The sequence below is a fragment of the Exiguobacterium sp. s50 genome, assembly GCF_018618175.1.
Classification (GTDB): domain Bacteria; phylum Bacillota; class Bacilli; order Exiguobacteriales; family Exiguobacteriaceae; genus Exiguobacterium; species Exiguobacterium chiriqhucha.
The window spans coordinates 89,334-108,969 of sequence record NZ_JACSLP010000001.1 but is presented as its reverse complement, the minus strand read 5'-3'; the positions used below and the strand labels follow the sequence as shown (position 1 = coordinate 108,969).

The following is a 19,636-nucleotide window of genomic DNA, read 5'->3' as shown; positions in this document are numbered from 1 at the left end:
AAGCTATACGCGGGCTCGCTCGCGTTTTCATTCATGAAAAAATAAAATAACCTTGCGAAAGGGAGGTGAACATGATGGAATGGCTATTAGAGCTTATTCTGATCCTCCTTTTGCCGATAGCTTTTGTTGCAGGTTTTTTTGTGCGTAAATCGATCGCCGAAGCGAAGATTCAAGGTGCCGAGACGGAAGCGACCAAGATTGTAGAGCAAGCGCGACAACAATCGGAAGCGATGCAAAAAGAAGCACGGCTTGAAGTAAAAGAAGAGATGATTCAACTTCGCAATGAAACCGAACAAGAATTGCGCGAACGACGTGAAGAGCAGAAAGTGAAAGAAAATCGTTTCGTCCAAAAGGAAGAGCTTCTCGACCGGAAAGCAGACATGCTTGAACGGAAAGAAGACGCCCTGGATGAACGTGAGGCTGCACTCGCGAAACGGAAGCGTGAAGCGGAAACGCTCGAGAGCAAAGTGGAGGAATTATATGAGGAGGCACGCCAAGAACTAGTACGCGTGGCAGCCTTGTCGAAAGAAGAAGCACGGACCATCATCATGGACGAAGCGAAGCAGGAAGCGCTTCACGATGCTGCTCTCCTTCAAAAAGAAATCGAGCAAAAAGCAAAATTAGAAGCTGATAAAAAAGCGAAACACCTCTTGTCTCTCACGATGCAACGTTATGCGGCCGAACACGTCGCCGAGACGACCGTGTCAGTCGTCAACTTGCCGAGTGATGAGATGAAAGGGCGGATTATCGGACGTGAAGGACGTAACATCCGCACGCTCGAGACACTCACCGGCATCGACCTCATCATCGATGACACGCCGGAAGCGGTCATCCTATCTGGATTTGACCCGGTCCGTCGTGAAATCGCCAAGATGACGCTCGAAAAACTCGTTCAAGACGGTCGGATCCATCCGGCCCGCATTGAAGAGATGGTCGAGAAATCACGTCGTGAAGTCGATGAGCGCATCCGTGAATACGGGGAAGAAGCGACATTCTCAGCCGGCATCCACGGCGTCCACCCGGACCTCGTCAAGACGCTCGGTCGAATGCGTTACCGGACGAGTTACGGTCAAAACGTGCTCGCCCACTCGGTCGAAGTGGCCCACCTCGCCGGCATGATGGCCGCCGAGCTCGGGGAAGACGTCACGCTCGCCAAACGAGCGGGTCTCCTCCACGATATCGGGAAAGCCATCGACCATGAAGTCGAAGGCAGCCACGTCGAGATTGGTGTCGAACTCGCCACGAAGTACAAAGAGCATCCAGTCGTCATCAACTCGATTGCCTCGCACCATGGGGACGTCGAAGCGACGTCGACGATTGCGGTCCTCGTCGCAGCGGCTGACGCCTTGTCAGCGGCACGTCCAGGAGCCCGTCAAGAGACGCTCGAAAGCTATATCCGACGCCTTGAGCGCCTCGAAGCGATCTGTGAGTCGTTCGAAGGAGTCGAGAAGTCATATGCCATCCAAGCGGGACGTGAAGTCCGGATCATCGTCCGCCCAGACGTCGTCGATGACGTCGTGGCGAACAAGATGGCCCGCGACATCTGTAAACGGATCGAAGATGAGCTTGACTATCCAGGCCAAATCAAAGTGACGGTCATTCGCGAAACGCGTGCCGTCGATTATGCGAAGTAACAAGAGCGGAGACATTCTCCGCTTTTTCTATTGGAGGAGGACAAGACTATGAAAATCTTATTTATCGGCGACGTGGTCGGAAAACCAGGTCGCGACATCTTGAGCGCCCAAATCGGACGCTTAAAAAGCAAATATAGCCCGACGTTCATGCTCGTCAACGGTGAAAACGCAGCCAACGGACGTGGTATCACAAAAAAAATCTATCAACAATTTCTCGAGCTTGGATTTCATGGCGTGACGATGGGGAATCATACTTGGGACAACCGTGACATCTTTGACTGGATTGATGATGCCGACCGCATCGTCCGCCCGGCCAACTATCCTACCGGTACGCCCGGTGTCGGGATGATGGTGTTGAAACAAGGCGGGAAGAAGCTCGCCGTCATCAACGCGATGGGGACGGTGTTCCTGCCGTCGCTCGACTGTCCGTTCCGCACCGTCGACGCGCTCGTCGAAGAGATTCGCGGCGAGGTCGATGCGATTTTCGTCGACATGCACGCCGAGGCGACAAGTGAGAAGATTGCGATGGGGTATCATCTTGACGGACGCGTCCAAGCCGTCGTCGGCACCCATACGCACGTCCAGACGGCTGACAACCGCATCCTACAAAACGGTACGGCGTACATCACCGACGTCGGGATGACGGGTCCGCTCGACGGGGTGCTCGGCATGGATGCCGAGGTCGTCTTAAGAAAATTCATCACCCAGCTCCCGGTCCGGTTTGAAGTTGCCGAGGGACGGGAACAACTAAATGGAGTTTTAATCACAATCGATGACCAATCGAAACGAGCCACGAAAATCGAACGCATACACCTAGATGATCAGACCGTATGGTTTGATTGAACAACCTACCCGAGGGGGAAACAAGAATGGACGTACTCAAAGTTTCGGCAAAATCGAATCCTAACTCCGTGGCGGGTGCACTCGCTGGCGTACTTCGTGAAAAAGGAACGTGTGAGATTCAAGCAATCGGCGCTGGAGCGCTCAATCAATCCATCAAAGCGGTCGCGATCGCGCGTGGTTTCGTCGCGCCGAGCGGGCTGGATTTGATTTGCATCCCGGCGTTCACCGATATTATGATTGACGGAGAAGAACGAACGGCAATCAAGCTCATCATCGAACCAAGATGAGCTTGCGGTCGGGACATAGGTCCTATTCTTGTAAGAGAAGCCATCGGCGCGGATGGCTTCTCTTTTTTGTCTGGAAAATCGACGTTCTATCTTCTCAGGTTCGTCATTTTATGACAAGATGAAAGAGAACGTGAAGTTCGATTAAGAGATGAAGAGGGGGACGTTTTCAATGGAACAGCTCGTGTCTACGACAGAGAAGGAAGCAACGACACCTGTGATGAAAGCGATTCAAAAACATACAGCCGGATTCGGGGCCCAATTGGTCGAAGTGCCAATCCCGACACCAGGAGCCGGGGAAGTGTTAATCAAAGTGAAAGCGACATCGATTTGCGGGACCGATGTCCACATTTATGAGTGGGACGACTGGGCAAAGAGCCGGGTCAAACCGCCATACGTGTTCGGTCACGAGTTCGCGGGGGAAGTCGTGGCGCTCGGGGAAGGAACGAAACGCATCCAAATCGGACAGACCGTATCGGCCGAGACGCATATCGTCTGTCACCAATGTAAACAGTGTTTGCGCGGGCAGTATCACATCTGTAAGAACACGAAAATCATCGGTGTCGACACGCAAGGCTGTTTCGCTGAATACGTCGTCATGCCCGAAGAGAACTTGTGGGTCAATCCAGAGTCGATGCCGGCCAAGCTCGCTTCGATTCAAGAGCCGCTCGGAAACGCCGTCCATACAGTGCTCGCGAGTGACGTGTCAGCCAAGTCGGTCGCCATCGTCGGGTGTGGGCCAATCGGGCTCATGGCCGTCGGCGTCGCCAAGGCGGCGGGCGCGAGCCGCGTCTATGCGATTGACGTCAACCCGTACCGGTTGAAGCTCGCCGAAGACATGGGGGCGGACGTCGTCATCAATAGCCTCGAGCAAAATCCGCTCGAGCTGATCATGGATCAGACGGACGGGGACGGTATCGATGTCGTCTGTGAGATGAGCGGGCATCCGGTCGCCATCGACCAGGCGTTCAAGATGGTCACGGCCGGCGGGGACGTCAATGTGTTGTCACTCCCAGCCAAGCCGGTCGCCATCGACTTGACGCGTGACGTCGTCTTCAAAGGGGTGCGCGTTCAGGGCATCACCGGACGTAAGATGTATGAGACGTGGGGTCAAGTGTCGACGCTACTCGCGACAGGTCAGCTGAACGTAGAACCGATTATCACGCACGTGTTCAAGCTTGAGGAGTTCGAGCAAGGTTTCGAGCTTATGCGTGCCGGGAAATGTGGAAAGGTCGTCTTAATACCATAACAGGGGGAATCGATATGGCATTTGAACATATTACAGAAGCAGTCAATGAAATGAAACAAGCGGGCACGTTCCGCTCGCTCGTGCCGCTCGAGTCGGCGCAAGCGAACGAAGTCACGATCGACGGCAAGTCGCTCGTCCAGTTGTCTTCGAACAACTATCTCGGACTCGCCAACCATCCGCGCTTGAAACAAGCGGCGATTGAAGCGGTCGAACAGTTCGGGGCCGGCACAGGTTCGGTCCGGACAATCGCCGGGACGTTCGAGATGCACGAGGCGTTCGAACGCGAGCTCGCCGAATTCAAACATACGGAAGCGGCGCTCGTGTTCCAGTCGGGCTTCGCGACGAACCTCGGCGTCTTGTCGGCACTGCTCGGTCCGGAAGACGTCGTCATCAGTGACGCGCTCAACCACGCCTCGATTATCGACGGCATCCGGTTGACGAAAGCGGCCCGCCGCATCTATAAGCACACCGACCTCGCCGATTTAGAGGCGGCGTTGAAAGAGACGCAAGATTATCGGACGCGTCTCGTCGTCACGGACGGCGTCTTCTCGATGGACGGCAACATCGCGCCGCTCCCAGAAATCGTCGAGCTCGCCGAGAAGTATGACGCGGCGGTCATGGTCGACGATGCCCACGCCTCGGGCGTGCTGGGCAAAAACGGCCGCGGTACGGTCAACCACTTCGGGCTCGACGGCCGGGTCGCGCTACAAGTCGGGACGTTGTCGAAAGCGATTGGTGTCCTCGGCGGCTACGTCGCCTGCTCGAACGACATCCGTGACTTCTTGATTCAAAAGGGACGTCCGTTCTTGTTCTCGACGTCACACCCGCCAGCGGTCGTCGCGGCGAACCGTGAGGCGATCCGTGTCATGAAAGAGGAGGAAGAGCTGTTCGATAAGCTTTGGGCGAACACCGAGTTCTTCAAGACGGGTCTTCGTGATCTCGGCTTCGATATCGGCCATGCGACGACGCCGATCACACCGGTCATGCTCGGCGAAGAGACGCTCGCGCACACGTTCTCGGACAAATTGAAAGACCACGGCGTGTTCGCACAGAGCATCGCTTTCCCGACGGTCGAGAAAGGCAAGGCTCGGATTCGGACGATCGTGACGGCGGAACATACCCGTAACGACCTCGAACGTGCGCTCGCTGCCTTCAAGGCGGTCGCGGAAGAACTGAACGTCACGCTTCAAGCGTAAGGTTAAAACTGTAGAAATAGAGATATGAACCACAGCATGCCTGAATTGGGCATGCTGTTTTTGTTTGAAAATTTTGGTAGACATCTAGGAGGATTGAATCTAAACTTTGAACAGGAGAGTACTCGGATTTCACTATTTTTTATTTCAACTACCGAGTTTATATAAAAAGGAGTAACAAGAAAGATGTTAGTAATTGATTTATTTTCAATCAGCGGTTTAGGCATCATTTTATCTACCGCCGGCATGTATTTGTTATTTAAACCGAAACAGTCCGTCTCAGTGCAAGATGCGACCGTGGATAGTATCGTAGGAACGATTTTGCTCCATGTCATCTTAGTCTGCATGACAACGAAGCACTTAGGAGCGCTTCTGTTGCTCATTGGGATAGGGATGGGAATAGGACTTTACATAGCATTGTATGATGCTATTATTCTTTACATAAGTGAGATGAGGAAAAGATGATAGATTATAGCCGAAGTTCAGTTGCGGGATCATTTCTGACAGCAGAAGAATTCTCGATTCTGACGATTTCTCCGCTGTTTATTATTAATGTTGTAATTGGGATTGGGATTTTAATCGTCATATGTATCATCGACGTGGAGTCGTGGAAAGACTTTTTCTTATTTTTAGGGATGACGATTTGGGCATCGATTTTCGTATCAGTTTATGTCATGGCGTGGTACATCCGAATTAAGTACGATACGTCGCCAGATTTTTCGGCAACGTTTGGTCTGGATTCCTTCCCTGGATGGGGTGTTCTACTTTCTCAAATGATGGAAGAGCCGAACCTCACACAAAGTTTGATAGCAAATGCATTATTCTTGTTTTTCACACGCAAGTTGAACGACTGGTTCATGTGGCCATTCAAAGTGTTATCCATTTTATTTGTCAGTCTATTTTTCGTCAAGTATGTCCCCATCGTCTTCAATTGGCTCTTCACATAAAAAAGCAAGGCACGTGGCCCTGCTTAGAGGATGAACATTCCGCGGAATCCTCGGGCCGCATAATACGAATCGGCGCCATTATGATAGACGAAGATCTGGTTGTAGCGCCGGTCGCAGAATAAGGCTCCGCCTTTTTGACGAATCGATTCCGGGGTGACAATCCAGCTCGACGTCTTCAAGTCGAACGTACCGAGCGTCTGCAGATGGCGATACGTTGCTTCGTCGAGTAGTTCGATACCCATCTCTTCAGCCAACTCGACGGCACTCCCCACCGGTTTGTTCTTCTTTCGCGCCGCTAACGCCGCATCGTCATAGCATAGGCTACGTCGACCACTCGGACTTTCAACCGAACAGTCACAGAAGACATGCTCCCCGTTCGGAAGTCGAATCACATCGGGTTCGCCGCCGGTCCGTTCCATTTCGGAGAGCGCGGCGAGTTTACGGTCGTCCGCTTGAAGACGAGTCAAGATGTCGGGCCAGGTGAGATCTTGATGTCGTTCGGGGTTGGTGGTAAAGCGCGCTTCGAGAGTTTTCAACAACTCGGTTGTTTCTTCGTGTGAAAGGGTGGACATCATCAATCACTCCATTCCAAGGTTTCTTTCAGTATACGACATCACTTGTGATCGATTCAGCACACTGTTCATGGAAAGGGGAATGCCAATTGAATTTCGATGCCTTAGATGTTCAGCATCTACATGCGCAGACGTTCCGGACGATTGATTTGTTCTTGCTCAAATCTATTTGGTCAGACGTTTTGCCGCTCGGTTCTTATCGCGTGATTGACTATGGTGAGCTAGATTTGGAACTTACCAAACCACAATTACTTCAGCTTCGATGGATTGATTTGACGTTACCGATTGGCATCTATTCGAATGAAAAACTAGTCTTTTTGTATAATTCGTATCATCGCAAATTATATACAGAAAAAGTTGTGTCCATCGAGCTAGCCGGACACGATGTTTCTTTCCTCGATTTTTTATTGGCACACAGTCAGACGTTTCATGACCCTGATTCATACTCTCTGAAAATGGAGGATATGTACGGCCTCTCACCGGACAGCCAATGGAGAGAGTTCGGGTTACCGGAAGTGAAGGCCCCTGCGGCATTCATTGCGGACTTATTAATCGCACTCGGTGTTACGTCATTCCAAGTCGTCTTATCCAAAAATAAACTGTTATCCGATTTTGAGTCTTGGGCGAAGCGGACGGGAAGCGATCATGCAATTGAATCTAGTGGGAAATGGACGTGGTCGAAGACGTATAAGGTGAGTTGTGATGTCTCCCGACAACCAGAACAAGCTGTTCATCAACTTGTGTCACTCCTGGAACATGATGAAGAGTGGGAAGGCATTCGATTCCTCATCCCGACCGAGACAGAAACCGTCTCATTGTTCATTGGAGGCGATTTGACGCAAGGATATGGCTACGGTGTGTTTCAGTATAAACATCCGGGAGAGGTGGTTTCCAATGAGATTTGAAGATTTGTTCTTGTATGACGGGATGATGCACGTGTTTGCTTTCAATTATGACCTCGGACCTAAGACTCTGACGTTCAATCTACAGCTCTTCGACCACCCTAGGAAACGGAACGTCTCTTTCCGTGAGCGGCTCGAGGCGAATGGGATTCCTCCGCAAAGCGAGATGGTGAACGTGAAGCTCCGCTTTGAAGACATCATATACATGGAAGTCATCGATGAATCGTATACCGATGGAGTGGTGATCACGCCTCATGACAAGTTTGAAGGAAATCAAATCGTTCGTTATACAAAGTCAGGCTATCTCGATCAACTCCAAGAAACACGTTTTCAGTTGTGGGAGTACATCAAACCGGACGTCGCTACATTTTGCCACTATCGGATATACGGATTGGACACGGTCCTCGAAATCATCACGATGTCGGACCCGACTGTCGAGGCGGCGATTGGGTTAAAATGTATCCGTCGGGGGAGCCCAACCATCTATTTTGGTGGGAAGCATTACTACGAGCAATCTTAAAAAGTCCACATATCATCAAACAGGCGCCCTCTCTGACCGAGAAGGCGCCTTCTTATTAAGCTGATTGAATCACATCGTCCGTCAAATCGATTTGCCGACCGAGCCAGACGAGCGGAACGGTCAACGCTGCGCCAATCAAATAGACGATGGCGATCGGTAATCCGTCCGCGAGCATTCCAAACGTCAGGCTGCCGATGCTGAAGGCGAGGGTGTAGGCCGTCTGTTGGACGCTATAGACGTACGGAAGTTGCGAGACAGGTGACGTTTCTTGGAGCACCGTGTTCGTTTGGATGATACGGAGTTGGGTGGCGTATCCTTGAACTGCGAGCGCGATGAGCGCGAATGCGATATGAGACGTCACGCCGAACAACAAGGCAGCCCCGACCGACAGTAGGGAGCTGACAGCAAGTGAACTGGTCCGTTGAGCGCGATACAAGTATGCACTGGCCAGAATCATGCTGATCAAGTAGCTCGCGTTCATCGTCCCCCACCAGCCCGTATCGATGTAGAGGTGTCGTTCCAGATAGACGAGCAAAAGCGCCGAAATCCAGAGCGTGCTGACGAAAGACTCGAACGTGACGAATACCGTGATTAATCGAGCATGAGGTACTGTTCGCACGATGGCGAGGCTGTCTCTAAGGGAAATGTCTGATTCACCATCTTCTACCGTCACGTCGCGGTCGAGTGAACGGACGAAGCGAAGCGTGACGAGCGTCGAGAGCATGAATAACATCAACGCGACGGTCAAGGCAATCGCGCTTGAAAACGAAGCGACGACCATCGTACCGAGCGGCCACATCGCCAGCTGGATGAACTGATTCGACCCTTGGACGAGACTGTTCGCTTGTTGGCGATTCGTCGTCAGCCGGGGGATGAACGACGCTTGGACCGGACGGGCGAACCCATCCAAGAAGGCGATGAGCACGACGAGGCCGAGGACGAGAATCGACTCCGACCAAATGACGGCCCCGAGCAAGGTCGTCTTCAACAGTTGCGTGACGAGCAGCGTCTGACCGAGGGTGAACCGAGATAAGACGCGGGCAAAGAACAGACCGCTCACGGTCATGCCGATCGTGACGGCAATCGGGAAACTGGCCGCAGCCAGGGCGGAACCGGTCTGTTGATATAACAAAGCGATCAAGGCGACGATATAAAGCACGTCACCAATATTGGCCAGCCATTGACTGACCAGCAGCAGGTAAAACGACTTCATCATGACTCTCCTCCAGAACTATTCAATTTTGGGTGGATGACATGATGTCGAATTACATACTTTCACCGCTTTCAAATTATTTACAAATAGTTTACGATAAAATCATTAAGAGTACAATAATTGGAAAGTAAACGGGGGAAACGACATGTTACGCTATGACATCAACGACCAGCTTCAACTACGAATGTTCACCATTGATGACGCAGAGGCGTTGTTCCAATTGACGATGGCGTCGAAGCCATACCTTCGCGAGTGGCTCGGTTGGCTAGATTATACGGAGACGGTCGACGATTCGCGGCAAAATATCGAAGGGCGGATTAAAGGATTGATGGAGACGGGCGGCTATCCGAAGTCGTTTGCGATCGTGTATCGGGGTGAGCTCGCCGGGACGATCGGCTTCAACGACATCGACCGAGGCATCAAGTGTGGGACGGTCGGCTATTGGCTCGGCCAAGAGTTTCAAGGCAAAGGCGTTATGAGTCAAGCGCTCGAGACGGTCATCGATTACGGGTTCCGTGACTTGAAACTCGATAAAATCGAGATTCGGGTCGCAACCGGGAATGTGAAGAGCCGGGCCTTGCCGGAACGGTTCGGTTTCCTCGAAGAAGGGGTGCTTCGCAACGCGGAGTGGCTATATGACCGCTACGTCGACCACGTCGTATACGGCTTGTTGCGAAATGAGTGGGCCCACTGACTACAGCGTTTTGAAATGATGGCCAAGCAGTTGGTCGACCGCATAGAAAATGAAGGCGCTCGACACGCCAAGTAACGATGCGAGGTTGAATATACCTGTCTCGAAGATGGATGGATCGAATAACAGTCCATATGGGACCACGAACAACCAGCCAGCAATCAGATGGAACACGAAAGACGTCACCCGTTTCGAACGGAATGGCGTCTTTTGGCTTATATACTCGGACAGTATAGAGGTGAACGTCCCGTAGATGAACACGATGGGGATCGCATAGAGCAAATAGACGGCCACGCTCGGTCCATATGACAAATCGAGCGCGTAGGGAAAGAAGAGCGGCAACACGAAAGGAATAATGAATAGACTGATGAGAGCAGATTGGATTTTTTGAAAAAACACGGTACGCCCACCTTTCGGATCATCAAGTAAAAAAAGCCGTCACCTGCAAAGATGACGACGGGTTACGGGGTGACGCCCCCTGATTCATAGAGCGTTGCGCCGAACTCCGCATACGCCTGCTCATAGCGCCGGAGCGATGACTCTTTATGCATACACGTCACGTTCATCCGTTCAAGTGACGTCATGTCGGTCGCATACGTCTTCAAGACGTGGGCGTTCCGGAGCATCGACGGTGTGACCGAACGGCTGAGACCGCTGCGTTCATTCAATTGGCGCATCATCTTCGTAATCATGACGATCGTCAGCTGTTTCGGCTGGTTCTTCGCATACACCCAACGGAACGTCATCCGGGAGAAGTCGAACGAGACGAAGACGGGATCGTCCGAGTACCAACGCGGACGGACCGGCGTCGGGATGTCAGCCAAATAGTTCATAAGGAGTGTCTGGTCCTCTTGACTGAGTTTCAACGTGAACCGGTTGCCGAGCCGGTCATAGACGTCGAATTCATGGCTCGCGAGATGCAGGTCGTTCATCCGAAGACGGATGATATGATGCACCCGGAGTCCATATTTATAGAACAACGTGACGATCAGCTCGTTCCGATTGACGAGATACGGATGCGCCTGAAGCTGGTTCTCACTCAGCCCGCTTGTCGAACGGATCGTCCGGACGAGCTTGCTGAACTCGGTCGGCAAGGCAATCTGGTCGACGGTGAGCGTATGGGCTGGTTGGGCATAGGCTAGCATCTTTTTCCGGAGCGGATTCAAGAAGACGGTCAGGCTATTGATGACGGTGACGATTCGGGCGACCGTCGCCTGTTGGTATTGCTTCTCTTCGATGAGGAAGTCGTTGACGAACGTCTTCCACGATTCGAGCGGGACGGCGAGCCACGCCTCCGGGGCATCGAGCTCGACGTTATGGTCATGAAAGTATTTGTGCACATCGATCAAGTCGTATCGATAGCGTTTCAGCGTCGACGGTTGACGGCCGCTCGCGCCGAGATGGAACAAGTACGCCTCGATATATTCAGGCAATGGATACTCTTTTCTACGTTTCGTCATGGACGTTCCTCCTTCTCCTCATATCGTACCACAAACGGACGTTCTCCATTCGCCGTTTCGTGGTAAGATGGAGGATGAGACTTATAGGAATGAGGGATTTTTATGCAACGAGAGAAAGTCATTATCGTCGGATGTCAATTACCAACTGTCGACGATTGGACATATGAACAATCGATGGGGGAACTCGTCGAATTGGTCGATACGGCACGAGGTGAGGTCGTCGCCCGTCTCGATCAGAAACGGCAACAAGTCGACCGCCGCACGTTCATCGGGAAAGGGAAGGTCGAGGAGCTCGCGGTGCTCATCGAACAGTTCGAGCCGGACATCGTCATCTTCAACGCCGAGCTGTCGCCAGCCCAGTCGAAGAACATCCGCATCTCGCTGAACGACCCGGACGAGATGAAACTGATTGACCGAACGCAATTGATTCTAGACATCTTTGCCGGACGGGCCCAATCGAAAGAAGGGAAACTCCAAGTCGAACTCGCCCAAATGAACTACCTGCTCCCGCGTTTAATCGGACAAGGCACGCAACTGTCACGTCTCGGTGGCGGAATCGGGACACGGGGACCGGGTGAAACGAAACTCGAGTCGGACCGCCGGCACATCAAGCGCCGCATCGATGAGATTAAGAAAAATCTCGAAGGCACCGTCGCGCACCGTGACCGTTACCGCGAACGTCGGAAAGAGAACCGTGTGTTCCAAGTCGCGCTCGTCGGATATACGAACGCCGGAAAATCAACGATTTTCAACCGCTTGACGGACGCCGATACGTACGAACAGGACGAATTGTTCGCGACGCTCGATCCGCTCACGCGTGAGCTCGAATTGCCGCGCGGCGGAAAAGTGCTCATCACGGATACGGTCGGATTTATTCGCGACTTGCCGACGAAACTCGTCGCCGCGTTCCGCTCGACGCTCGAGGAAGTGCTCGGGGCTGACCTCGTCTTGCACGTCATTGACGCGTCAAACCCGCATTACATGAACCAAATCGACACGACCAACTCGGTCTTGACGGAACTCGGCGCGAGTGAGTTGCCGCAGCTCGAGGTATACAATAAGAAAGACCGGTTGACCGAAGACTTCGTTGGCGGACCGCTCGTCATCTCGGCGCTCGACTCGAACGATATCGAGACGCTCATCGGCGCGATCGAAGATAAGATTGCTGATGTGTTGACGAAAGTACACGTCATCTTGCCGGTCCGCTCGTTCGAGCATTACCATCCGGCCAAAGATTCGATGTATCGTCTCGAGGAGAAGTTCCTCGATGACGGTTCGGTCGAACTCGTTGGATATATGAGAGAAGACACGCGTCTATATGCGACGCTGAAACAATTTGAGGTGTGAAACAATGATGTGGCAAGAAAAGATTGCGTATTATGATGAATTGGCCCCGTTCGTGACCGAGGCGGAAGCGCGGGTAAAACCATATTTTGAAACGATCGAGGCGACAGCGGAGTTCAACCAATACCGTGTCCTCGAGTCGTTTAAGAAGCATAAAGTGTCGGACTTTCATTTCAATCCGACGACCGGGTACGGCTATGACGATATTGGACGCGACACGCTCGAGTCGATTTATGCTGACGTGTTCGGGGCGGACCTCGCCCTATGCCGCCCGCAAATCATCTCTGGGACGCACGCCATCGGGATCGCCTTGTTCGGTGTGTTGTTGCCAGGGGATGAACTGCTTTATATTACCGGCAAGCCGTACGACACGCTCGAAGAGATTGTCGGGATTCGGGGAGACGGCCGTGGGTCGCTCAAAGAACTTGGTGTCGGCTACGACACGGTCGAGTTGAAAGACGACCAGATCGATGTCGAGACCGTCATCGCACGGATTCGCCCTGAGACGAAGCTCGTTGGCATCCAGCGCTCGAAAGGTTACGCCAACCGACGCAGCATTCCGGTCCAAGAAATCGGGGAGGCAATCGCGAAAATCAAAGCGGCACACCCGCACGTCTTCGTCTTCGTCGACAACTGTTACGGTGAGTTCGTCGAGACGATTGAACCGACCCACGTCGGGGCTGATCTCATGGCCGGCTCACTCATCAAAAACCCGGGTGGCGGCTTGGCGAAGACGGGTGGCTATATCGCCGGGACGAAAGAACTCGTCGAACGCTGCTCGTTCCGCATGACGACACCTGGCATCGGAAGCGAGGCCGGTCCGTCACTCTATTCGCTCCAAGAGATGTATCAAGGGTTTTATATGGCGCCGCACACAGTCGCCCAAGCCTTGAAAGGGGCGCACTTGACGGCGAGCCTGCTCGGATTGCTCGGTTTCGAGACCGACCCGCATTATACGACGCCTCGGACCGATTTGATTCAATCGGTGACGTTCCGCGACCGCGACAAGATGATTGCGTTCTGTCAGAGCATCCAGATGGCGTCGCCGGTCAATGCGCATGCGTTGCCGGTACCGGCCTATATGCCGGGGTATGAGGATGACGTTATCATGGCAGCCGGGACGTTCATTCAAGGCTCGTCGATTGAATTGTCGGCCGACGGTCCGCTCCGCGCGCCTTACACGGCCTACGTTCAAGGCGGATTAACTTACGCCCACGTCAAGGTCGCGCTCATGCTTGCCTTGAGCCAATTGCGGACGAAAGAGCTCGTCACATTTGACCGTGACAATATCTCACAGAAGTTGTAACCGAAATGTCATGTTAACTTTCTTAACATCTATTGACAGGTAAGTTGTCATGTATTATTCTCACAGTGTGAGACAGAAAAGGAGGGGTAAGAGATGGCCGATCAATTTCGTCGCTCCAACCCGTTGTTTCCGATTGGAATCGTTCAAGATTTGACCCAGCTGACAGGTAGGCAGATTCGGTACTATGAAGAACAGGGTCTGATTTCGCCTAGTCGGACGGAATCGAAACGACGGCTCTATTCCTTTAATGATGTCGAACGTCTACTCACGATCAAGGATTTTATCGATCAAGGCTTCAATTTGGCGGCGATTCGTCATATGCTCGATAACAGCGACGCTAAAGACGCGGAATCACTAAAGGCGCCGGTCGATGAAGCACCGAAGATCTCTGAACAAGAGTTACACAAATTATTGAAAACACAGCTTCAAGAAGCTGGCCGTTTCAATAAGACGTCGCTCATTCAAGGTGAGCTGTCACGTTTTTATCGATGACGCCAGTACACTAACCATTACACAATGTGAGAGGGGACATTTCACCATGGCCAGAAAAACGTTCACGAAAGAAGACATCAAACGCATCGCACAAGAAGAGGACGTACGCTTTATTCGTCTTCAATTCACGGATATCCTCGGTACGATTAAAAACGTCGAGGTTCCGATCAGCCAATTGGACAAAGCACTTGATAACAAGATGATGTTCGATGGTTCTTCAATCGAAGGGTTCGTACGCATCGAGGAATCAGACATGAACCTCTATCCAGACCTTGACACATGGGTTGTCTTCCCGTGGACAGACGGCAGCGGTAAAGTCGCTCGCTTGATTTGTGATATTTATACTCCGGACGGAAAACCGTTCAGCGGTGACCCGCGCGGCAATTTGAAGCGTAACCTCGAGCGCATGCAGAAGCTCGGTTTCACAGCATTCAACGTCGGACCAGAGCCTGAGTTCTTCCTCTTCAAGAAAGACTTGAACGGCCAACCGACACTCGAACTTAACGACCAAGGCGGTTACTTCGACTTGGCACCGGTCGACCTCGGCGAGAACTGCCGTAAAGAGATCGTCATCGAGCTCGAAAACATGGGCTTCGAAATCGAAGCATCACACCACGAAGTCGCACCAGGTCAGCACGAGATCGACTTCAAATACGCAGATGCGGTCACGACGGCTGATAACATCCAAACGTTCAAACTCGTCGTCAAGACGATTGCAGCGAAATATGGTCTTCACGCGACGTTCATGCCGAAGCCGCTCTTCGGTGTCAACGGTTCAGGGATGCACGCCAACATGTCGCTCTTCAAAGGTGACACGAACGTCTTCTACGATCCGAACGGCGAAATGGAACTCTCTGACACGGCTCGCGCCTTCACGGCAGGGATTCTCGAGCATGCCCGTGCATTCACGGCTGTTTGTAACCCGACTGTTAACTCGTACAAGCGTCTCGTTCCTGGTTATGAAGCACCTTGCTACGTAGCATGGAGCGCGCGCAACCGTTCACCACTCGTTCGTGTACCAGCGGCCCGTGGTCTCTCGACTCGAATCGAAGTACGTTCGGTCGACCCGGCAGCAAACCCGTACCTCGCTTTGGCCACACTATTGGCTGCAGGTCTCGATGGAATTGAGAAAGACATGACAGCACCGAAGCCAATCGACAGCAACATCTACGTCATGGACAAGCCAGAACGTGTTGCTAACGGGATTGACGATCTTCCGGCTACGCTCTTCGACGCGCTCGAAGTACTCCGTACTGACAAAGTCGTCATGGAATCGCTTGGCGAGCATATCGGTGAGCACTTCCTCGAGTTGAAAGAAATCGAGTGGGATATGTTCCGCACGCAAGTGACGGAGTGGGAACGCGATCAGTACATGACGCTCTACTAAGTAGATGAACTGGGGACGTTAACCCTACCAATCAGAGTCCTGAAGGAGTCTTCGCAAGAAGAACTCCTTCAGGACTCTTTTTCTATCGTTCTATATAATGAGGAAGAATGTATGGCTGGATGAGCGGACTAGACGAAACTGAAGGAGATGGAAGACGTGGCCACACCGTTGAAAGAGGTATATCATGAGGATTTTTTGCTAGGATTTGGACGACGTATTCAATCCGTTTACCCATCGTTTGATATACAAGCATTTGTCGCATCGATTGTAGATGAGTCATGGGAAGCGTTAGCGCTGAAAGGGCGTATGCGCCGTATTTCGACAAAGCTCGGGGAGTACTTACCTCAAAACTACGAGTCAGCTATAGATGTATTGGTTGAAATTGCAGACGATTGTGTCGGCTTTCCATATTTATTTTTTCCCGACTTCGTAGAAGTGTATGGACAGGCGGAAGAACATTGGGAACGCTCGATGTCAGCACTCGAACTCTTCACGCAGAAATCGTCTTCTGAATTCGCAATCAGACCTTTTCTGCTTCGTGATTCGACGCGAGTAATGGATCGCATGATGGCATGGGCCAAGCATCCGAATGAGCATGTGCGAAGATTGGCAAGTGAAGGCTGTCGTCCTCGTCTTCCGTGGGCGGAGTCATTACCGATGTTCAGAGAAAATCCGGCTCCCGTGTTTGCGGTTTTAGAGTTATTGAAAGAAGACCCATCATTATATGTAAGGAAAAGTGTCGCCAACAATCTCAACGATATCTCGAAAGATCACCCGGAAGCCGTGCTCGAAGTCTCGCGTCGATGGCAAGGCGAACATCCTCATACCGACTGGGTCATCAGACATGCGTGCCGAACGTTAATTAAATCCGCACACCCGGACGCGTTAACTTTGTTTGGTTATACGCAAGAAACGGATTTGACCGTCAACTCATCGATTACTATACATCCGAATGTGCTCAGCATAGGTGAGGCGTGCGAGATTCAGTATGATTTGTCGATTCGTCCAGGAGATGCCGCCTATATTCGGGTCGAATACGCCATCGATTTCATAAAAGCGAACGGGAAAGCGAGTCGTAAAGCATTTCTGCTAGCGAACAAACTCGTCCCCGGGGGTGCGCGACTTGTAGCGAACAGGATGCACAGTTGGGCAGATTTGACGACTCGTCGGCATTATTCAGGGGAGCATCGTGTCGTTTTGCTGGTCAATGGACGAGAAGTGGCAGAACATCATGTCATGTTGCATAAAAGTTATTGAGCTTCTATATAATAAACAGTTCAAAAAGGGCAACCCAGTCTCTACTAGACGGGTTGCCCTTTTAGGTGTATGGCATAAATGTTTGGCTTAAAAGGCACGTTTGAAGAACGTGGACGCATAATCGAGCGTCGTATGTAACGTCGTCGCGAAGACGAGTCCGAAGAAACATGCGGCCCCGTTTAGGTCGAGCCATGATCTGGCAGCTTCCTCATACGGCGTGAACGTGAGCACGAGCGTGAGCGGGAAGCCAAGATAGATGACCCGGATCAGATCGCTCAAGAGCGGCAAATGCGAGAATAACGACCGATGGGGCATAATCTTCACGTAAGGGAGCCAAAAGCCTCGGAGTGGTCCCCATCGATAATAGGCGTCCGACTTTAAGTCAAGGTCCGGGGAGAGCCAGAACGTCCCGATTAGGGCGCCGAATAGGAACATGGTCGGAACATCGATGTCAATAAAAGGCGTGGCAATCGCAAGAGCACCGATTGCCACGAGATTCGTACGGGTATGTGTCTTGCCACTAGCCATTAGTGAATCGTGCGGTATACACCGATGACCTTCCCTAAAATCGACACGTTATCGAAATACATCGCTTCGAGCTCGTCGTTCTCTGGTTGAAGACGGACTTTCGAAGCTTCTTTATAAATCCGCTTCACCGTCGCTTCGCCTTCATCCGTCATGGCGACGACAATCTCTCCATTGTCGGCCGTGTTCTGTTGGCGGACGAGGACACGGTCCCCGTCCAAGATGCCGGCGTTAATCATAGAGTCTCCCGATACCGAGAGCATGTAGACGTTGTCGGAACCGACGACGTGGGCCGGGAGCGGGAAGTGCTCTTCCACATTCTCGATCGCCGTGATCGGCGTACCGGCCGTGACTTTTCCGATGACCGGCACGTACATGACGGCATCATGGTCTTCCACGACTGACATCTCTTCATCTAAAATTTCGATGGCACGTGGCTTCGTCTTGTCACGTCGAATCAATCCACGCTTCTCTAGACGGTCCAAGTGGCCGTGGACGGTCGAGCTCGATGCGAGTCCGACTGCCTCTCCGATTTCACGAACGGAAGGTGGATACCCTTTCGCCCGGACCTCGGCTTTTATAAAATCAAGAATCTGTTGTTGTCTTGCTGACATTTTTTTCAATGGATTTCACCTCGATTATGTCGAATAACCTGCGAACGCATCCTATTCTTTATGGGTTTAGTTTAACACAAGAACACATGAGCGCACAAACATTCGTTCGTTTTTTTCTACTTGACCGAACAGAAGTTCTTGTTTTATGATGAGAACAGATAAACGAACAGACGTTCTCGAGAACGTGTATTCTTATTCCCAGGAGGTAATCGTTATGAGAGACACAATCAATGGAATCATTTTAGTCGGCATGTTGGCACTTGGAATGTTCGCGTTTTATATGGTCGGGGAAATGCGCCACGATGTCGAAGTCGTCGCGACCGAACCAGTAATCGAGCATAGCATCGAAGAAGAAGTCGCCTTGACGGAGGCCGAGTCGCTCGAGGCACAGCTTCTCGCTGAACGCGCTGAGAAAGAAGACGACAAGACGACGTGGTTCGCCGCCGAATAATCTTTTCTGATTGCGAACAGCCCCCGAACCTGTGTATCGTAGAGGGCGAATGGAAAGAAAGGAAGTGACGGGATGCGAGTCGTCATTTATTGTCGCGTGTCGACGAACAAGTCCACGCAAGAGACGTCACTCGGTCGCCAAGCGGACGAACTGACGCGGATGGCGAAACGTCTTGACGCTGAAATCGTCGATGTGATCAGTGAGCAAGAGAGTGGGTATGAGGTCAATCGGACGGGGTTGCTCGATTTGTTGGAGCACGTCTCGACATCTAATCTCGATGCCGTGCTCGTGAGCGATGACAGCCGCCTCGGACGAGGGAACGCGAAAATCGCCATCTTGCATACGCTCATGAAACATAACGTCCGCTTGTTGACGATGCAATCGTCCGATGAATACGTCGTCTCGGATGCCGAGAAGATGGTGCTTGAAATCGTCAGTGTCGTCGAGGAATACCAGCGTAAAATCCATAATGCGAAAATCTCACGCGGCATGCGTCGGGCGGTCGCGAACGGGTTCAACCCGCACCGCAACATCCAACATCACGATCAAGGCGGTCGGAGCCGAATCGAAGTGCCGATCGAAGAAATTGTCCAACTGCGCGAGCGCGGACTGACGTTCGCTGAAATTGCCGCCACGCTACGTGGTTTTGGCTATGAGGTGTCGAAAGCGACCGTGAACCGTCGTTATTTGGAGCACGTATCAGTGCCAGAAACTTGATTCCTGCTCGCTGATTTTGTACAGTAGAAGAACAA

Annotated in this window: 23 protein-coding genes; 17 read left to right on the top strand and 6 right to left on the bottom strand. The window is 52.0% G+C overall.

What is annotated here, in order from left to right; all coding sequences use genetic code 11:
* The first annotated feature begins 71 nt into the window (after window positions 1–71).
* From rny to KNP68_RS00545, 7 genes are all read left to right on the top strand, one after another.
* Window positions 72–1,634: a ribonuclease Y gene (gene rny / locus KNP68_RS00575; protein WP_029595337.1), complete on the top strand. Its 1,563-nt coding sequence runs from the start codon at window positions 72–74 to the stop codon at window positions 1,632–1,634.
* Window positions 1,635–1,682: 48 nt separating this feature from the next.
* On the top strand, window positions 1,683–2,477 hold the full coding sequence (locus KNP68_RS00570) for a TIGR00282 family metallophosphoesterase (protein ID WP_058763830.1): 795 nt from the start codon (window positions 1,683–1,685) through the stop codon (window positions 2,475–2,477).
* A 26-nt stretch (window positions 2,478–2,503) separates the two neighbouring features.
* Window positions 2,504–2,764 carry a stage V sporulation protein S gene (locus tag KNP68_RS00565; protein WP_012726477.1) on the top strand — a complete coding sequence of 87 codons (261 nt, stop codon included), beginning with the start codon at window positions 2,504–2,506 and terminating at the stop codon, window positions 2,762–2,764.
* Window positions 2,765–2,933: 169 nt separating this feature from the next.
* A complete protein-coding gene (gene tdh, locus KNP68_RS00560; protein ID WP_051627709.1) occupies window positions 2,934–4,010 on the top strand; it encodes an L-threonine 3-dehydrogenase in 1,077 nt (358 codons plus the stop codon).
* 14 nt (window positions 4,011–4,024) lie between these two features.
* Window positions 4,025–5,206: a glycine C-acetyltransferase gene (locus KNP68_RS00555; protein ID WP_131471219.1), complete on the top strand. Its 1,182-nt coding sequence runs from the start codon at window positions 4,025–4,027 to the stop codon at window positions 5,204–5,206.
* Window positions 5,207–5,389: 183 nt separating this feature from the next.
* Window positions 5,390–5,668 (top strand): hypothetical protein, encoded by a 279-nt coding sequence (locus KNP68_RS00550; protein ID WP_131471218.1) that lies wholly within the window; start codon window positions 5,390–5,392, stop codon window positions 5,666–5,668.
* The gene (locus KNP68_RS00545; RefSeq protein ID WP_214756571.1) at window positions 5,665–6,150 is read left to right on the top strand and encodes a hypothetical protein; all 486 of its coding nucleotides are present in this window, start codon (window positions 5,665–5,667) and stop codon (window positions 6,148–6,150) included. Before KNP68_RS00550 ends, KNP68_RS00545 begins: the two co-directional genes overlap by 4 nt.
* Window positions 6,151–6,173: 23 nt before the next feature.
* Here KNP68_RS00545 and KNP68_RS00540 read toward each other — a convergent pair whose 3' ends face one another.
* Window positions 6,174–6,722: a DUF4256 domain-containing protein gene (locus KNP68_RS00540; protein WP_131471324.1), complete on the bottom strand. Its 549-nt coding sequence runs from the start codon at window positions 6,720–6,722 to the stop codon at window positions 6,174–6,176.
* Window positions 6,723–6,811: 89 nt separating this feature from the next.
* Here KNP68_RS00540 and KNP68_RS00535 point away from each other — a divergent pair, with 89 nt between their 5' ends.
* Window positions 6,812–7,627: a hypothetical protein gene (locus tag KNP68_RS00535; RefSeq protein WP_058763819.1), complete on the top strand. Its 816-nt coding sequence runs from the start codon at window positions 6,812–6,814 to the stop codon at window positions 7,625–7,627.
* Window positions 7,617–8,144 (top strand): hypothetical protein, encoded by a 528-nt coding sequence (locus tag KNP68_RS00530; protein WP_058763817.1) that lies wholly within the window; start codon window positions 7,617–7,619, stop codon window positions 8,142–8,144. The genes KNP68_RS00535 and KNP68_RS00530 overlap by 11 nt, the downstream gene beginning before the upstream one ends.
* Window positions 8,145–8,199: 55 nt before the next feature.
* Here the strand turns inward: KNP68_RS00530 and KNP68_RS00525 are convergent, their stop codons facing one another.
* Window positions 8,200–9,357 carry an MFS transporter gene (locus KNP68_RS00525; protein ID WP_214798390.1) on the bottom strand — a complete coding sequence of 386 codons (1,158 nt, stop codon included), beginning with the start codon at window positions 9,355–9,357 and terminating at the stop codon, window positions 8,200–8,202.
* A 145-nt stretch (window positions 9,358–9,502) separates the two neighbouring features.
* On the opposite strand from KNP68_RS00525, the gene KNP68_RS00520 reads away from it, so the two are divergent.
* Complete coding sequence (locus KNP68_RS00520; RefSeq protein WP_131471215.1) at window positions 9,503–10,051, top strand: GNAT family N-acetyltransferase; 549 nt, start codon at window positions 9,503–9,505, stop codon at window positions 10,049–10,051.
* On the opposite strand, the gene KNP68_RS00515 is transcribed toward KNP68_RS00520, so the two are convergent.
* Both KNP68_RS00515 and KNP68_RS00510 read right to left on the bottom strand, forming a co-directional pair.
* Entirely contained in the window at window positions 10,052–10,447 is a 396-nt protein-coding gene (locus tag KNP68_RS00515; RefSeq protein WP_131471214.1) for a hypothetical protein, read from the bottom strand.
* A 62-nt stretch (window positions 10,448–10,509) separates the two neighbouring features.
* Window positions 10,510–11,508 (bottom strand): site-specific integrase, encoded by a 999-nt coding sequence (locus tag KNP68_RS00510; RefSeq protein WP_131471213.1) that lies wholly within the window; start codon window positions 11,506–11,508, stop codon window positions 10,510–10,512.
* Between the two features lie 102 nt (window positions 11,509–11,610).
* Here KNP68_RS00510 and hflX point away from each other — a divergent pair, with 102 nt between their 5' ends.
* The 5 genes from hflX (at window position 11,611) to KNP68_RS00485 (ending at window position 17,294) form a co-directional block, all read left to right on the top strand.
* Window positions 11,611–12,855 carry a GTPase HflX gene (gene hflX / locus KNP68_RS00505; RefSeq protein WP_131471212.1) on the top strand — a complete coding sequence of 415 codons (1,245 nt, stop codon included), beginning with the start codon at window positions 11,611–11,613 and terminating at the stop codon, window positions 12,853–12,855.
* 7 nt (window positions 12,856–12,862) lie between these two features.
* Window positions 12,863–14,158, top strand: coding sequence for a methionine gamma-lyase family protein (locus KNP68_RS00500; RefSeq protein ID WP_058764531.1), 1,296 nt, complete (start codon window positions 12,863–12,865; stop codon window positions 14,156–14,158).
* 93 nt (window positions 14,159–14,251) lie between these two features.
* On the top strand, window positions 14,252–14,650 hold the full coding sequence (locus KNP68_RS00495) for a MerR family transcriptional regulator (RefSeq protein ID WP_029595347.1): 399 nt from the start codon (window positions 14,252–14,254) through the stop codon (window positions 14,648–14,650).
* Window positions 14,651–14,696: 46 nt separating this feature from the next.
* The gene (gene glnA / locus KNP68_RS00490; RefSeq protein ID WP_021067592.1) at window positions 14,697–16,037 is read left to right on the top strand and encodes a type I glutamate--ammonia ligase; all 1,341 of its coding nucleotides are present in this window, start codon (window positions 14,697–14,699) and stop codon (window positions 16,035–16,037) included.
* A gap of 156 nt (window positions 16,038–16,193) precedes the next feature.
* A complete protein-coding gene (locus tag KNP68_RS00485) occupies window positions 16,194–17,294 on the top strand; it encodes a DNA alkylation repair protein (RefSeq protein ID WP_131471211.1) in 1,101 nt (366 codons plus the stop codon).
* An 87-nt stretch (window positions 17,295–17,381) separates the two neighbouring features.
* Here the strand turns inward: KNP68_RS00485 and KNP68_RS00480 are convergent, their stop codons facing one another.
* Entirely contained in the window at window positions 17,382–17,822 is a 441-nt protein-coding gene (locus tag KNP68_RS00480) for a metal-binding protein (RefSeq protein WP_214714758.1), read from the bottom strand.
* Window positions 17,822–18,442 carry a transcriptional repressor LexA gene (lexA, locus tag KNP68_RS00475; RefSeq protein ID WP_021067589.1) on the bottom strand — a complete coding sequence of 207 codons (621 nt, stop codon included), beginning with the start codon at window positions 18,440–18,442 and terminating at the stop codon, window positions 17,822–17,824. The genes KNP68_RS00480 and lexA overlap by 1 nt, the downstream gene beginning before the upstream one ends.
* Window positions 18,443–18,647: 205 nt before the next feature.
* On the opposite strand from lexA, the gene KNP68_RS00470 reads away from it, so the two are divergent.
* Entirely contained in the window at window positions 18,648–18,884 is a 237-nt protein-coding gene (locus KNP68_RS00470) for a hypothetical protein (RefSeq protein WP_214756573.1), read from the top strand.
* Window positions 18,885–18,956: 72 nt separating this feature from the next.
* Window positions 18,957–19,601 carry a YneB family resolvase-like protein gene (locus tag KNP68_RS00465; protein WP_021067587.1) on the top strand — a complete coding sequence of 215 codons (645 nt, stop codon included), beginning with the start codon at window positions 18,957–18,959 and terminating at the stop codon, window positions 19,599–19,601.
* The last annotated feature ends 35 nt before the right edge of the window (window positions 19,602–19,636 follow it).